The sequence below is a fragment of the Stenotrophomonas sp. NRRL B-14846 genome (assembly GCF_050473585.1).
In the GTDB taxonomy this organism is placed as follows: domain Bacteria; phylum Pseudomonadota; class Gammaproteobacteria; order Xanthomonadales; family Xanthomonadaceae; genus Stenotrophomonas.
Genome location: NZ_JBFLUN010000022.1, coordinates 3,048,327 through 3,063,775, shown reverse-complemented (window position 1 = coordinate 3,063,775; position 15,449 = coordinate 3,048,327). Strand labels below are relative to the sequence as shown.

Sequence of the window (15,449 nt, the reverse complement as noted above, 5' to 3'; positions counted from 1 at the left end):
ACGGCGGCCCCTTCGATGCGCCGATTGACCGTGGTGCAGTTGCTGCCGGCGCTGCACTCCGGCGGTGTCGAGCGCTCGACCCTGGAAATCGCTGCGGCCCTGGTCGCCGCCGGCCATCGCGCGCTGGTGGTGTCCGCCGGTGGCCGCCTGGTGCAGCCGCTGCTGGACAGCGGTGCCGAGCACCTCACCCTGGACATCGGCCGCAAGTCGCTGCTGACCCTGCGCCACCTGCCGACCCTGCGCCGGCTGTTTGCCGAGGTTGGCGCGGACATCGTGCATGCCCGTTCGCGGCTGCCGGCCTGGCTGGGCCTGTACGCGATCCGCGCCATGCCCGCCGCACAGCGCCCGCATTGGGTGACCACCGTGCACGGGTTGAATTCGCCCAGCCGCTACAGCGCGGTGATGACCAGCGGCGAACGCGTGATCTGCGTGTCCAATACCGTGCGCGCCTACGTGCAACGCCATTACCCGACGGTGCCGGAAGAAAAACTGCAGGTCATTCCCCGCGGTGTCGATGTCGGCCAGTTCCCGCGTGTGGCGCGTGCCGACCGTCGCCCGCGGCTGGCCCTGGCGGCCGATTACCCGTGGCTGGCCCAGGTGGAAGGACCGTTGCTGCTGCTGCCAGGGCGCGGCACCCGGCTGAAGGGCCACGCCCACGCGCTGCAGCTGCTGGCCGACGTGCGTGCCGCCGGCGTGCCTGCGCAGTTGTGGATGCTGGGCACCGAGGAACCCGGGCGCGAGGCCTATGTGGCCGACCTGCGCCGCCAGGCCGCGGCATTGGGCGTGGCCGGGGCCGTACAGATCAGCACGCCGACCGCACGCATCGCCCAGGCCTACGCCGCCAGCGATCTGGTGCTGCAGCTGTCGGACAAGCCGGAAGCCTTTGGCCGCACCGTGGTCGAGGCGCTGTCGGTCGGCCGCCCGGTGCTGGGCTGGGACCACGGTGGCGTCGGCGAACTGCTGCAGCAGCTGCAGCCCAGCGGCGCGGTGCCGCTCGGTGATGCGCGCGCGCTGGGTGAACGTGCGCTGGCCCTGCTGGCGCAGCCGCCGTCCTTGCCGACCCGCATCCCGTTTACCCTGCAGGCCATGCAGCGCGATACCCTCCGCCTCTATGCCGATCTCGCCGGCTGACCCCGCTGCCATCGTGCGCGACGACCGTGCCGGGCGCTGGGCGCCCTGGTGGGTGCTGGCGTACGTGGCGATGTGGCCGTTGCCGGGCATCGCCGAAACCGTGCTGGGCCTTGGCGCGCTCTATGCCGCCGCGCGCATGGTCATGCGCCGGCTGCAGCGCCGCCCGCACCTGTTGAGCACGGCAGCCTGGGCGCTGACCTCGATCCTGTTCCTTGGCTACTGGCTGCCGCAGGCGTTCTCGGCCATCGATGCCATCGATCCGTCGGCCTCGTGGACCAAGGCTGCGGCCGGACTGCGCTACCTGCCCTTCATGTGGCTGGTGGCGATTGCGGTAGCTACGCCGGAACGGCGGCGGCTGACCTTCGGTGGCCTGGCACTGATCACCGGCGCGTGGACGCTGGACGCACTGGTGCAGGCGCTGGCTGGCACCAGCCCATGGTTCTGGTCGCTGGAGCACCTGAAGCTGGCAGTGAGTGGCCACGCGCTGTGCCCGGCCGACGAAGCCGCGCTGGCCGACCGCCTCAGTGGCGCGCTCGGGCCGTGCAACCTGAAATTCGGCCAGGTGCTGGCCAGCCTGTCACCGTTCCTGCTGCTGCCGATGGCGCGACGGTTCGGCAGCGCCGGGTGGCTGCTGGCCGCTGCCGCACTGGGATGCGTATTGCTGTTGGCCGGTTCGCGCGCCTCTTGGATCACCTTTGCACTGGTGCTGGCCTACAGCGGCGTGCGCCAGTTTGGTTGGAAGCGGCTGCTCCTGCTTGCCCTGGTGGCGGCGATGGGCACGGCCGCACTGACAGCGGGCGTGCCGCAGCTGCGCGAGCGTGTTGCGCGCACGGCCCAGGCATGGAACGAAGACGGGCAGGGCGTTGATGAGGCACTGTCGGGGCGCGCGCGCATCTGGACCGCAGCCGTGTGCATGATCGAGGAACATCCGGTCAACGGTGTCGGTGCGCGTGGCTTCCGCGATGCGTATCCCGCCTGCGTGGCCGAAGACGGCCCCGCCGTGTGGGGCAATCAACCGGCATTGCACGCCCATCAGATCGTGCTGGAAATCCTGGCGGAGACCGGTGTGCTCGGCCTGCTGCTGTGGCTGGCGGCGGTTGCCCAAGCCTGGCGGGCATGGCGCTATGCACCGCCGGGCGCGCGTGACCGCGCCCGCCCGGCGATGCTGGCGCTGGCAGTCACGGTGTTCCCGCTCAACACGCACCTGGCGTTCTATTCCGCGTTCTGGGGTGGCCTGACCGTGTTGCTGGCGGCCCTGTTCGCCGGCAGCCTGCTGGCCCGCGACGCAGATGATTCCCTGCCGCTGAAGTGACCGCGCACCCGCGCATGGCAGGGATCAACCATGGAGCCGATCAGTAGATCCACGCCATGCGTGGATGGGGCTTTCCCGACCCGAACACGGCGACATCTCCACTATCGGTGTCCCCACCGGTCGCGCACGCTGGAGGCATGGCCAGCCCCAGACTCCGCTACGGTCGATTTTCCCGATCCGGGAACGTGTATTCACTGACCACGGCAACCCTCGGCCGCGAACCGCTCTTCGCCGACGCCGCCAACGTGGCGATCCTGGTTGACTGCCTGCGCTTCGTTGAGCGCCGCGGTATCAGCCATAGCCTCGCCTGGGTGGTGATGCCCGACCATCTGCACTGGCTGATGGAGCTGCGCAGCGAAACCTTGGCCGAGTGCATGGCCCTGCTGAAGTCGCGCAGCAGCCGGCTGCTGAACCGACGATTGGAGCGGCGAGGGGCGCTGTGGCAGCACGGGTACCACGATCACGCCGTACGCAGTGATGAATCCCTTCATGAGAAGGCGATGTACATCCTGGCCAATCCGGTCCGTGCGGGCCTGGCCAGCGCGTTGGGTGAGTACCCGCACGCATGGTGCCGTTGGCCGTTGTAGGTGCCCGCATCGGAATGGAGAGCATCCACGCATGGCGTGGATCTACTTCAGAGTGCCCTCGCGTCATCAAATCCACGCCATGCGTGGATGAAGCCGCACGGGCAGTAGATCCACGCCATGCGTGGATGAAACCCTCCCGTCCCACCGTTACTTGTAGAAATCGCTCCGGCCGCCGGGCTGGCGCTTGAAACGGCGGTGGATCCACAGGTACTGGTCGGGGGCCTCGCGCACCATTTCCTCGATGGCCTGGTTGACCCGCGTGGTATCGGCTTCCACGTCTTCGCTGGGGAAATTCTCCAGCGGCGCACCAATCTTCAGGATGTACTTCCCGCCTTCGCGGCGGTGGAAGTACGGAATCACCGCACAACCGGTCATCCGCGCCAGCTGGTGGGTCGCGGTGATGGTCGAGGCGGTGTGGCCGAAGAACGGCACGAACACGGTGTCCTTGCCACGCATGTCCTGGTCCGGCGCGTACCAGAGGAAACCGCCCTTCTTCAGATGGCGCACGGTCGCGCGGATGTCCTCGTTGGCGAACATCGCCTTGGCATAGCGCAGGCGGCCGAACTTCACCGCCCACTCGTACACCGGGTTCTTGTGCTTGCGGTACATGCCGGACAGGTCGACGTAGTCGCACAGCAGGCGTCCGCACATCTCCAGGGTCATGAAGTGGCCGGAGACCAGCAGCACGCCGCGGCCTTCGGCCTGCATCTGCCGCAGGTGTTCCAGGCCTTCGATCCGCACCTGCGGGCGGATGCGGTCGATGCTGCCCCACCAGGCGCGGATGCACTCGAACACGCCGACGCCCAGCGCATCGAAACTGTCGCGCACAAGGCGCTGGCGCCAGGCTTCGTCCTTCTCGGGGAAGCACAGCTGCAGGTTGACCTCGGCGGCGCGGCGGCGGCTGCCGAGCAGACGCCAGGTGATCCAGCCGACGCCCCGGCCCAGCGCGCGCTGCAGCATCCATGGCAGGCGGGCGATGGCGAAGGCGCCGAACATGGCGGCGAACATCGGCCAGTTGCGCGGATCGCGCAGCGATGGGCGGACGGCGGTGGAGGCATCTGACATGGGGCCATTCTACCAAGGCGGCCGCGTGTCTTTCCCCGGGGGCTCCCGTATCCTTGCCGCATGCGTAAAGACCCTGTCGAATGGATCCTGCGCGGCCTGTATTCGGTCGTGCTCTACATCCTGCTGCCGATCACCGTGTACCACCTGGTCTGGCGCGGCTTCCGGGTCCGTGAATACTTCCGGCGCTGGGATGAACGCTACGCCTCCTATCCGCAGCCGACCGGCCAGCCGCGGGTATGGCTGCACGCGGTCTCGGTAGGCGAGGTCAATGCCGCCGCGCCGCTGGTCAATGCCCTGCGCCAGCAGCGCCCGGACATCCGCTGGGTGATCACCACCATCACCCCGACCGGCTCCGAGCGCGTGCGTGCGCTGTGGGGCGACGCCCTGGACCACGTCTACCTGCCGTACGACGTGCCGGGCAGCGTCAACCGCTTCCTCGGCCATTTCCAGCCCAGCCTGGCGCTGATCCTGGAAACCGAGCTGTGGCCGAACATGTTGTTCGGCTGCCGTGACCGCGGTATTCCGGTGTACATCCTCAATGCCCGGTTGTCGGCGCGTTCGCTGCGCGGCTACCGGTTGCTGGCCGCACTGATCCGCCGCGCGCTGCGCACCGTCACCTGCGTGGCCGCGCAGTCGCAGGACGATGCCGAGCGCTTCGTGCAGCTGGGGGCGGAGCCCGGCCAGGTGCAGGCGCTGGGCAACCTGAAGTTCGACATCGCCACGCCGGATGTGCAGGGCTTCGTCGAACAGTTCCATGCGCGGGTACCGGCCGCTCGCCCGGTATGGATCGCCGCCAGTACCCATGATGGCGAAGAGCAGGCGGTGATCGACCTGCACCGGCGTCTGCGCCAGCAGCATCCGGACCTGCTGCTGCTGTGGGCACCGCGCCATCCCGAGCGCTTCCCGAAGGTGGAAGCGCTGGCGCGCGAACAGGGCTGGAGCGTGGCGACCCGCCGCGTGGACCAGTGGCCGCACGCGGCCACAGATGTGTTCGTCATCGATACCCTCGGCGAGCTGATGCCGTTCTACGCCTGCGCCCAGGTCGCCTTTGTCGGCGGCAGCCTGCAGGCCATCGGCGGCCACAATCTGCTGGAGCCGGCCGCCATGGGAACGGCGGCGGTGACCGGTCCGCACCTGCACAATTTCGCGGAAATTTCCCGGCGCATGCGCGAGGCCGGTGCGCTGCTGATCGGCGAGGACGCGCAGGCGGTGGGCGATCTGCTGCAGCACCTGCTCGACGATGCCCAGGCCCGCGAGGACATGGCACGCGCCGGTTGCACGCTGGTCAGCAACGGCCGCGGCGCGCTGCAGCGCACGCTTGCCCTGGTCGCGCCGCACCTGCCACCGCCGCGCGAGTGATCCCGGCAGCGCGGCGTCAGCGGCGCTGTCGAGCACTGTCGTGATCAACTTCATCAATTCTGCTTAGCAACGATTTTTCTGTCGTTGCTGGACCGACCCCGCCAATGGCAGCGTGCCTGCCATCACATCGTGGCGCACACAGCACCGATTCTGATTCCGCAGGGCGACGCAGGCTGCCAGCCTGCTATCGACCGCGCTTGGGCGGATATCAAGGGAACTTGCGATGGACGGCGACAGGGGCAGGGACGGCACCGGTGGAGCCCGGCTGGGCATGGACCATCTGGCGGTGGTGGCGCTGACGCTGCTGGTGGGCGGCAGCGTGATCGCGCTGGTGGGCCAGCACACGGCGGCGCAGGCCGGCCCGGCCATCGTGCTGAGCCTGTTGCTGGCCGCACTGGGGGCTGGCCTGGTGCTGTGCTGCCTGCAGGATCTGGTGCTGCGGCTGCCGGCGGCCGAGGGCCTGCATGGGCTGCTGGCCACCAGCTGGGGGCCGCGGGTGGCTGGCGTGTTGGGCGTGGCCCTGCTGCTGGAGCTGGTGGCGACCGCGGCGGGCGTGGCGCAGTCCATGGCCCACCATGTACACGCGGTGCCGGCCGCGGAAGGCCTCCAGGCCAGCAACTGGTTGCCGGAACAGGTGACGGCGGCGGTGGGTCTGCTGGTGCTGGGCGCGCTGGCGTTGCTGCCGCCACGGCGTGTGGCGCTGGTGGCCTGCGCCCTGCTGACGGTGAAGATCGGTGTGGGGGTGTTGCTGCTGGCGCTGGCGGCACGTCACGTGCACTACGCGCACTGGATTCCCTGGCTGCCACCGGCGACCGCGCCGTATCGCTTCGGGCTGGGCGGGGTGCTGGCGGCTGCAGTGCCGCTGCTGGGGGTATTTGCCAGCGTTGGCTTGGCACTGGGCTTTCCTGCGCTGCGCCGCCAGGGCGCAATGTGGCAGCCGGCCGTGCTGGCGCTGGTCTCGTTGCTGGCGATGTTGCTGCTGATCGTGCTGGCGGCACTGCAGGCCGGGCTGGTCGAGTTTTCCGCGCTGGCCAGCACCCGGCCCCTGTCGGTGGCGCTGCAGATGCATCCGCAGCTGCAGTGGATGCTGCCGTTGTTGCCCCTGGCGGGGGCCGCGGGCCTGGCTGCCCTGCAGCTGGTGCTGCTGATGCTGGCCGTGCGGCTGGCAACGTCGCTGTGGCCAGGGGTGGGAGATGCGATGGGGCGCTCCCGTGGCCTGATCGCGGCGGCGGTCGGGCTGCCGGCGGTGATGCTGGTGCTGTGGCTGCCGTTGGGCACTCTGCCGGCGCTGCCGGGTCCGGCAACCCTGCTGGTGATGGCGGCGCTGTGCCTGGCGGTGCTGCGGCGACGGAATGGCACGGGGCAGGGCGCCACCGGTCGCGAGCTGGTGATGCCGATGTTGGCCCCATTGGCAGCAGCACTGTGCGTCCTTGCGGCGTTGGAACGCCTGCGGGGATGGCCGGGCTGACGTTTCGCGGGGCCACGCAACAGATAGGTGCATGTGGATGCACCGGCTACAAAGAAGCCACCCTTGCGGGTGGCTTCTTCGTTGCCGGCAGGGCGACGGATCAGTGCGTGGTCGTCGCCGGGTTGCCCGCGTCCTGGGTCAGCAGGCGGTTGACGTCCTGCAGCTCGGCCACGTCCAGCGCACCCAGCGACTGGCTCAGCAGCAGGCGGTTCTGCAGGAAGGTGTAGCGGGCCTGGGCGTAATCCAGCTGCGCCGAGAACAGGATGCGCTGGTTCTGGATCACGTCCAGCACGGTACGGGTACCGACTTCCAGGCCGACCTGCGAGGCGTCGTACGCGCTCTGCGCCGAGACCACCGCCAGGCGGCGTGCTTCCACTTCGCTGATGCCCTGAACCAGCGTCTGGTAGGCATTGCGGGTGTTGCGGTCCAGGGCGCGCTTCTGCTGCTCGTAGCCGTCCTGGGCGATGTCACGCTGGGCCAGCGCCTGGCGCACGCCGGACTGGGTGGCACCACCGGAGAAGATCGGCACGCTCAGGGTCAGGCCGATGCTGTTGGTGCGGGCGTCCGGCGACAGCGAACCGGAACCGGTGCTGTCACCCCAGGTCGCGCTCTTGCCCCAGCTGCCGCCCAGCGACAGGGTCGGGTAATGGCCACCGCGGGCAGCCTGCACGCCGGCTTCGGCGGCGCTGACCTTCAGTTCCTGCGCCTTCAGCGCCGGATTCTGGTTGGTGGCCTGGTGCACCAGCTCATCGATATTGCCGCGGTTGGCCGGCACTTCCGGACGGAAGTCGGCCGGCAGGCCACGCAGGTTGACCACCGGCTGGCCGGTCAGTTCGGTCAGGGCCTGGTAGTTATCGGCCAGGGTGTTCTGCGCAACGATGGTGTTGGCACGCGCCTGGTCATACTGGGCGCGTGCTTCGTGCACGTCGGTGATCGGCGCCAGGCCCACTTCCAGGCGCTTGTCGGCGAAGTCGAACTGCTTCTTCGCGGCCGCTTCATTGGTCTGTGCGGCGTTCAGCGATTCGATCGCCACCAGCACGTTGAAGTAGGCCGCCGAGGTGCGCACGATCAGGCTGTCGTTGGCCGAATCGAGGGTGAAGTCCGCCGCCTTGCTCAGCTCACGCTGCGAGCGCAGGTTGTTGATCTGGGTCCAGTTGAACAGCGTCTGGCTGCCGTCGATCGTGTAGGTGCGGCGCTTGCTGGTGAACGAGCCGGAGTTGGCGTCGGCATTGGGCTCGCTGCGCGTGCGGTTCAGCTGGGCCTGGCCGTTGATCTGCGGCAGCAGGGCAGCGCGGGCCTGCACGGCGCCTTCCTTGTCGTACAGCCGGGTCGATTCGGCGGCGGACAGCTGCGGATCGCCATTGCGCGCCATTTCGTAGACCTGCAGCAGGTCGGCGGCATGGGCGGACAACGGCAGCAGGGCAGTGGCCAGCGCAACAGCGAGGGATCGGCGGATCATTGCGGCTTCCTTGGACTCAGAGGTGGAACTGGGGGGCCGGGGCGGCACCACGCAGGTAATCGATATCGGTCTCGAACAGGGACTCGCTGCTGCCGTCGGCCTTGACCAGCAGGGCCTCCATCGCCGGCGAACGGCCATGGATCACGAACAGGCGACCACCCGGACGCAGCCACGAAGCGAACTGTGACGGCACCACGTCGACCGCACCAGTGACACAGATCACGTCAAAGCGGCGTTCGGTCTGCCAGGCCAGGGCGTCGGCCACTTCCACGCGGACGTTGGTGCCCAGGCCGGAGGCGTCCAGGCGGGCGCGCGCGGCGGCGGCCAGTTCCGGGTCGATTTCCAGGCTCAGCACGTCGCGCGCCAGCGCGCCGATGCAGGCCGACAGGAAGCCGCTGCCGGTGCCGATTTCCAGCACTTCGTCACCTGGCTGCAGGTCCAGCGCCTGCAGGGTACGGCCCTCGATGACCGGCTTCATCATCTTCTGGCCATGGCCGATCGGCAGTTCGACATCGGCGTAGGCCAGTGCCCGGTGTGCATCGGCGACAAAGGCCTCGCGCGGCAGGCGGGCCAGGACGTCGAGCACCTTGATGTCCAGCACGTCCCAGGGACGGATCTGCTGTTCCACCATCAGTTCGCGGGCGTGGGCGTAATCAATCGTCATGAGGTTCAAATCCAGCGCAGTGGGCCGGCCATTTTACCGGTGCCGGAGGCCGGCGGCGCGCCCAGAGCATCAGCTGCCGGGGGGCCGGGGTCGCAGTGCCGGAAGTCATCGCGACCTCCGGTTCGTTCAGTTTTGGTTATTCAGCCGTCCCGGCCCCTCGCGGCGCATAGGCGCGCAGGAAGAAGTCGATGCTGGCGGTCACGTGGGTGAGAGGGTCGCACTCCACCGGTGACAGTGGCATGCCGCACATCATATGCATGTGCACTTCGCCCTTGACCAGGGTCAGGAACTGCTGGCCGGCCAGGTAATAGTCGGGGATCTCCAGCTCGCCGCGTTCGCCGCGGGCGCGCAGGAAGTCGGCCAGGGCCTCGCAGGTACGCTCCGGGCCAGCCTGCCAGAACAGCTCGCGCAGGCGCTCATCGGTCTCCGGCGCCATCATCATGCGCTGGATCGAGATCGCCGCATCGGAGGTGATCAGCTCGAAGAAGGCCAGGCCGATGCCGATCAGCTGGTCGCGCAGCGGACCATCCGCGTCGGCCACGAACAGCGCATCGGGCAGCATTTCGATGCACTTTGACTGCACGGCCTCGGAGAACAGGGTCTCCTTGTCGCCGAAGTGGCTGTACACAGTCAGCTTCGAGACGCCGGCCTGAGCGGCGATGGTGTCCATGCTCACGCCGGTATAGCCCTGTTCGATGAACAGTGCCTTGGCTGCTTCAAGGATCGCCGCGCGCTTGCCGAGGTCCTTGGGGCGCCCGGGTCCGGCGGCCTTGGCAGCGGGCTTGGCCGACGGCTTGCGGGAAGTGTGAGAACTCATCACGACAATACTAGACCAAGCGGTTCGATATTTATACTATACCGGCCGGTTTATTAAATTGGGCCGGCAGTCGCGGCTCCTCCCTTAGTTGCAACCCTGCGTTTTCAGGACGTTGACCGATGAAGATCGTGCGCTGGATGGGCGGTATGGTGTGGATGGCTGCGCTGGCAGCCTGTTCGGGACAGGAACAGGCGCCCCAGGCGGCCGTGCCGGTGCTGGTGGTTCACCCCGGCGAGCAGGCCGGGCAGGCGCCGGCGGCGTTCCCGGGCACGGTGCGTGCGCGGCAGGAAAGTCCGCTGTCGTTCCGCGTCGGCGGCAACCTGGTCAAGCGCCACGTCGATGCCGGGCAACGGGTGAAGAAGGGCGACGTGCTGGCCGAGCTGGACGTGGCCGACTTCGCGCTGCAGGCGCGCGCCTCGCAGGCGCAGCTGGCGGCGGCCGAAGCCGATCTGGTGCGTGCCCGCGATGACCTCAAGCGCTACCAGGTGCTGGCCGACCAGCAACTGGTCAGCCGTTCGCAGCTGGACCAGCAATCCGCCGCTTTCAAGGCCGCGCAGGGGCAGGCCAACGCGGCCCGCGCCAACCTCGATGTGCTGCGCAACCAGGCCGACTACGCACAGCTGCGCGCGCCGTCCGACGGCGTGATCGCCAGCCGCGAGGCCGAAGCCGGACAGGTGGTGTCGGCCGGCCAGACCATCTTCAACCTGGCCGCCGATGGCGGGCGCGAAGTGCTGATCGACCTGCCCGAGGCCACCATCCGCGACTATGCGGTGGGCCAGCCGGTCGAGGTGGAGCTGTGGAACCGCCCCGGCCAGCGCCTGCCGGGCACGATCCGCGAGATCGCTGCCGCCGCCGATCCGCAGGCACGTACCTATGCAACCCGGGTCAGCCTGCCCGCCGATGCGCTGGCCGACGTCGAACTGGGCCAGAGCGCGCGCGTCTACAGCAGCGCCGGCCGCCACGGCACCCTGCAGCTGCCGCTCGGCGCGCTGCAGCGCGGTGCCAACGGTGCCGCCAGCGTATGGGTGGTCGATCCGGCCAACAGCACGCTGAAGGCCGCAGCAGTCACCACCGGTGCCTACGGCAGCGAGACGGTGCCGGTGCTGTCCGGCGTGGGCGCTGCTGACTGGGTGGTCGCTGCCGGCGGACACCTGTTGCGCGCCGGCCAGTCGGTGATCGCCGTGGACCGCCAGAACCGCCCGGTGCTGAAGCCGGCCACGCCGGCCGCTGCCGCCAAGGCCAAGGAGTAAGCCGGTGCGCCGCTTCAATCTTTCCGAGTGGGCGTTGTCCAACCGCCCGCTGGTGCTGTTCGCGATGCTTGCCTTCGCGCTGATCGGCGCATGGTCGTACAAGCATCTGGGCCAGTCCGAGGATCCGCCATTCACCTTCAAGGCGATGGTGGTGCGCACGCTGTGGCCGGGCGCCACCGCCGAACAGGTCTCGCGGCAGGTGACCGAGCCGATCGAGAAGGCGCTGATGAACACCGGCGAGTACGAGTTCATCCGCTCGTATTCGCGCCCCGGCGAATCGCAGGTCATCTTCATGGCGCGCGACAGCCTGCGTTCCAGGCAGATCCCGGACCTGTGGTACCAGGTACGCAAGCGCGTGGGCGACATCCGTGCGACGCTGCCGCGCGAGATTGTCGGCCCGTTCTTCAACGATGAGTTCGGCGACACCTACGGCAACATCTATGCGTTGACCGGCAAGGGCTTCGACTACGCGGTGATGCGCGACTACGCCGATCGCATCCAGCTGGAACTGCAGCGCGTGCCCGACGTCGGCAAGATCGACCTGGTCGGCCTGCAGGACGAGAAGGTATGGATCGAGCTGTCCAACACCCGGCTGGCGACGCTGGGTGTGTCGATGCAGCAGGTACAGCAGGCGCTGGCCGACCAGAATGCGATCACCGGCACCAGTTTCTTCGAGACCGCCACCGATCGCGTGCAGTTGCGCGTGACCGGCCAGTTCAACGATATCGATGCGATCCGCCAGTTCCCGATCCGTGCTGGCGACCGCACCGTGCACCTGGGCGACATCGCCGAGGTCAAGCGTGGCTTCGCCGACCCGGCATCGCCGAAGATGCGCTTCATGGGCGAGGAGGCGATCGGCCTGGCGGTGGCGATGAAGGATGGCGGTGACATCCTCAAGCTGGGCGCCAACCTCGATGCCGAGTTCGAGCGCCTGCAGAAGACCCTGCCGGCCGGCATGCAGCTGCGCAAGGTGTCCGACCAGCCGCAGTCGGTGGAGGAGTCGGTCGGCGAGTTCGTGCAGGTGCTGACCGAAGCGGTGGTGATCGTGCTGCTGGTCAGCTTCTTCTCGCTGGGCCTGCGCACCGGCCTGGTGGTGGGCGTGACCATTCCGCTGGTGCTGGCGATGACCTTCTTCGTCATGCACTACTTCGACATCGGCCTGCACAAGATCTCGCTGGGCGCGCTGGTGCTGGCGCTGGGCCTGCTGGTGGACGATGCGATCATCGCGGTGGAGATGATGGCCACCAAGATGGAGCAGGGCTTCGATCGCCTGCGCGCGGCCAGTTTCGCCTGGGAATCGACCGCATTCCCGATGCTGACCGGTACATTGATCACGGCGGCCGGCTTCCTGCCGATCGCCACGGCGGCATCGAGCACCGGTGAATACACCCGTTCGCTGTTCCAGGTGGTGACCATCGCGCTGGTGGTGTCGTGGATCGCGGCGGTGCTGTTCATCCCGTACCTGGGCGACAAGATGCTGCCGGACCTGTTCAATCCGCAGCCGCCGAAGCCGGGCAGCCTGTCCGCGCGCTGGCTGGCCAAGCGCCAGCAGTGGGCCGACCGCTATCCGGCGCTGGCCAACCTGATCGCACCGCCGCAGCATGGGCACGACCACGATCCCTACCAGCGCCCGTTCTACCGCAGCTTCCGGCGCTTCCTCGACGCCTGCCTGCGCCGCCGCTGGTGGGTGATCGCCGCGACCATCGCGCTGTTCGTGTTCTCGCTGATGATGTTCCGCTTCGTGCCGCAGCAGTTCTTCCCGGACTCGACCCGGCCGGAACTGATGGTGGACATCGAGCTGGCCGAGGGGGCGTCGCTGCGCTCGACCCAGGCCCAGGCCGAGAAGCTGGAGAAGCTGCTGTCCAGCCGCGAGGGCATCGCCAACTACGTGTCCTACGTGGGCACCGGTTCGCCGCGCTTCTACCTGCCGCTGGACCAGCAGCTGCCGGCGACCAACTTCGCCCAGTTCGTGGTGCTGGCCAAGGACATCAAATCGCGCGAAAGCACCCGTGACTGGCTGCTGCACGAGGTGATCCCGGAGTTCCCGGACGTGCAGATGCGCGTGACCCGCCTGGAGAACGGCCCGCCTGTCGGTTATCCGGTGCAGATGCGCATCTCCGGCGAGCACATCGAGAAGGTGCAGGCGATCGCGCGCCAGGTCGAGGCCAAGGTGCGTGAGAACCCGCACGTGATGAACGTCAACCTGGACTGGAGCGAGCCGAGCAAGGTGGTGCGGCTGGTGATCGACCAGGAGCGTGCCCGCGCGCTGGGCGTGAGCAGTGCCCAGGTCAGCCAGTTCCTGGCCAGTTCGCTGGCCGGCCAGTCGGTGAGCGTGTATCGCGAAGGCAACCGCCAGATCGAGATGCTGCTGCGTGGACCGGCCGATGAACGCAACCAGCTGGAGCTGCTGTCCAGCCTGTCGATGCCGACCGCCAACGGCGGCAGCATCACGCTGTCGCAGGTGGCGACGATGGAGTACGGCTTCGAGGACGGCATCATCTGGCATCGCAACCGGTTGCCGACCGTGACCGTGCGCGCCGACATCAGCGATGGCATGCAGGCGCTGGACGTGGTGCACCAGATCGTGCCCACGCTGGATGGCATCCGTGCCGAGCTGCCCAGCGGCTACCTGCTGGAAACCGGCGGCACCGTGGAGGATTCGGCGCGTGGCCAGAACTCGATCAAGGCCGGCATGCCGCTGTTCCTGGTGGTGGTGGCCACGCTGCTGATGCTGCAGCTGCGCAGCTTCTCGCGTGCAGCGATGGTGCTGGTGACCGCGCCGCTGGGCATCATCGGTGCGACCCTGTTCCTGCTGCTGTTCCGCGCGCCGTTCGGCTTCGTCGCGCTGCTGGGCACGATCGCACTGGCCGGCATGATCATGCGCAACTCGGTGATCCTGATCGACCAGATCCAGCAGGACATCGATGCCGGGCATGACCGCTGGCATTCGATCATCGATGCCACCGTGCGCCGTTTCCGCCCGATCGTGCTGACCGCGCTGGCGGCCGTGCTGGCGATGATTCCGCTGTCGCGCAGTGCGTTCTACGGCTCGATGGCGATCTCGATCATGGGTGGCCTGATCGTGGGCACGGTGCTGACCCTGGTGTTCCTGCCGGCGCTGTACGCGGCATGGTTCCGGGTCAAGCCGGATGAATCCGGGGCGTGATGCCCCGGGCTCTGCGGCCGGGGTCGGATCCTTTTCCCGCTGGGAAAGGGCTCTGACCCCATCCACGTTGTGCGCATCCACGCATGGCGTGGATCTACCGCGGTGGGCCTGGTGGGTGCCAGCCTTGGTTGGCACTGATGCGTGCATCCACGCGTGGTGTGGATCTACTGCAGCTGCAGGCCGCTCCGCAGCACTGGCAGCAGCCATTCAATGAACACCTGCACGCGCTGTGCGCGGTGTTGCCGATGCGGCTGCAGCAGGGTCACCGGCAGCGGTTGCGCCACGTGCTGTGGCATCACTTCCACCAGCGCACCGGATTGCAGTTCGGCCTGCACGTCGTAGCGCGGAATCTGCAGCAGGCCGAGCCCCGCCACGCAGCACGCGATCGAGGCCTCGGCGCTGTTCACCCTTACCCAGCCGGGCATCTGCAGCGTGCGCAGCTGGCCACCGTCCTGCCATTCCCACGGTTCCACCCGCGCCGTGGTCGGCGATGCATAGTTCACCGCGCGGTGCTGCTGCAGGTCGGCAGGATGCTGCGGTACGCCGTGCTCGCGAAGGTAGGCCGGCGCGGCGACGTTGACGAAGTCGAGCTGTCCCAACATGCGGGCCACCAGGCTGGAATCACCCAGCTGGCCGACCCGCAGCACCGCATCACAGCCGTCTTCGATCAGGTTCACCGCACGGTCGGTCATGCCCAGGTCCACTTCAACCTGCGGATGGCGCGCGAAGAAGTCGGGCAGCGCCGGGGCGAGGATGCGGCGGCCGATGCGGCTGGGCACATCGATCTTCAGCAGGCCCACCGGCTGCGCGTCGTCCTGCCGGAACAACGACTCGGCGTCTTCAACTTCGGCGATCAGGCGTAGGCAGCGGGCATGGAACACGTCGCCGTCGTGGGTGGTGGAGACCCGCCGGGTCGAGCGCTGCAGCAGGCGGGTGCCGAGCCGCTGCTCCAGCTCGGCTACTGCCGCGGAAACGGTGGAGCGGGGCAGGCCGAGCTGGTCGGCGGCGCGGGTGAAGCTGGCGCATTCCACCACCCGGGTGAAGATGCGGAAGCGATCGATCCGGTCCATTGTTCGTCTGCTCTGGAAAGTTAAGTCAATGTGGCAGGCTTTATCCGCATTTTCTGCACGATATCGTCGTCAGGGCAGGGTTGCCACCCCGGGCAGCCCCC

Annotated in this window: 12 protein-coding genes; 7 read left to right on the top strand and 5 right to left on the bottom strand. The window is 68.1% G+C overall.

Annotated features, from left to right (window positions below):
• The first annotated feature begins 15 nt into the window (after positions 1–15).
• The 3 genes from AB1281_RS16290 (at position 16) to AB1281_RS16280 (ending at position 3,030) form a co-directional block, all read left to right on the top strand.
• Positions 16–1,131: a glycosyltransferase gene (locus AB1281_RS16290; protein ID WP_430346408.1), complete on the top strand. Its 1,116-nt coding sequence runs from the start codon at positions 16–18 to the stop codon at positions 1,129–1,131.
• Positions 1,112–2,443 carry an O-antigen ligase family protein gene (locus AB1281_RS16285; protein ID WP_430346407.1) on the top strand — a complete coding sequence of 444 codons (1,332 nt, stop codon included), beginning with the start codon at positions 1,112–1,114 and terminating at the stop codon, positions 2,441–2,443. Before AB1281_RS16290 ends, AB1281_RS16285 begins: the two co-directional genes overlap by 20 nt.
• Positions 2,444–2,580: 137 nt before the next feature.
• Complete coding sequence (locus tag AB1281_RS16280) at positions 2,581–3,030, top strand: REP-associated tyrosine transposase (protein ID WP_049442911.1); 450 nt, start codon at positions 2,581–2,583, stop codon at positions 3,028–3,030.
• 147 nt (positions 3,031–3,177) lie between these two features.
• Here the strand turns inward: AB1281_RS16280 and AB1281_RS16275 are convergent, their stop codons facing one another.
• Positions 3,178–4,095, bottom strand: coding sequence for an LpxL/LpxP family Kdo(2)-lipid IV(A) lauroyl/palmitoleoyl acyltransferase (locus AB1281_RS16275; protein WP_049442912.1), 918 nt, complete (start codon positions 4,093–4,095; stop codon positions 3,178–3,180).
• Between the two features lie 60 nt (positions 4,096–4,155).
• Between AB1281_RS16275 and waaA the strand changes: the two genes are divergently transcribed.
• Both waaA and AB1281_RS16265 read left to right on the top strand, forming a co-directional pair.
• Positions 4,156–5,454, top strand: coding sequence for a lipid IV(A) 3-deoxy-D-manno-octulosonic acid transferase (waaA, locus tag AB1281_RS16270; protein ID WP_049442913.1), 1,299 nt, complete (start codon positions 4,156–4,158; stop codon positions 5,452–5,454).
• 223 nt (positions 5,455–5,677) lie between these two features.
• Positions 5,678–6,922: an amino acid transporter gene (locus AB1281_RS16265; protein ID WP_430346406.1), complete on the top strand. Its 1,245-nt coding sequence runs from the start codon at positions 5,678–5,680 to the stop codon at positions 6,920–6,922.
• 100 nt (positions 6,923–7,022) lie between these two features.
• Here the strand turns inward: AB1281_RS16265 and AB1281_RS16260 are convergent, their stop codons facing one another.
• The 3 genes from AB1281_RS16260 to AB1281_RS16250 all read right to left on the bottom strand — a co-directional run bounded on the left by AB1281_RS16260 (position 7,023) and on the right by AB1281_RS16250 (position 9,862).
• Positions 7,023–8,381, bottom strand: coding sequence for a TolC family outer membrane protein (locus AB1281_RS16260; protein WP_014038417.1), 1,359 nt, complete (start codon positions 8,379–8,381; stop codon positions 7,023–7,025).
• Between the two features lie 16 nt (positions 8,382–8,397).
• Positions 8,398–9,045 carry a protein-L-isoaspartate O-methyltransferase family protein gene (locus AB1281_RS16255; RefSeq protein ID WP_006390984.1) on the bottom strand — a complete coding sequence of 216 codons (648 nt, stop codon included), beginning with the start codon at positions 9,043–9,045 and terminating at the stop codon, positions 8,398–8,400.
• Between the two features lie 136 nt (positions 9,046–9,181).
• The gene (locus AB1281_RS16250; protein WP_014038415.1) at positions 9,182–9,862 is read right to left on the bottom strand and encodes a TetR/AcrR family transcriptional regulator; all 681 of its coding nucleotides are present in this window, start codon (positions 9,860–9,862) and stop codon (positions 9,182–9,184) included.
• A gap of 119 nt (positions 9,863–9,981) precedes the next feature.
• Between AB1281_RS16250 and AB1281_RS16245 the strand changes: the two genes are divergently transcribed.
• Positions 9,982–11,112: an efflux RND transporter periplasmic adaptor subunit gene (locus AB1281_RS16245; RefSeq protein ID WP_430346405.1), complete on the top strand. Its 1,131-nt coding sequence runs from the start codon at positions 9,982–9,984 to the stop codon at positions 11,110–11,112.
• 4 nt (positions 11,113–11,116) lie between these two features.
• The gene (locus AB1281_RS16240; RefSeq protein ID WP_430346404.1) at positions 11,117–14,278 is read left to right on the top strand and encodes an efflux RND transporter permease subunit; all 3,162 of its coding nucleotides are present in this window, start codon (positions 11,117–11,119) and stop codon (positions 14,276–14,278) included.
• Between the two features lie 164 nt (positions 14,279–14,442).
• Here AB1281_RS16240 and AB1281_RS16235 read toward each other — a convergent pair whose 3' ends face one another.
• The gene (locus AB1281_RS16235) at positions 14,443–15,348 is read right to left on the bottom strand and encodes a LysR family transcriptional regulator (protein WP_430346403.1); all 906 of its coding nucleotides are present in this window, start codon (positions 15,346–15,348) and stop codon (positions 14,443–14,445) included.
• Positions 15,349–15,449: the final 101 nt, after the last annotated feature.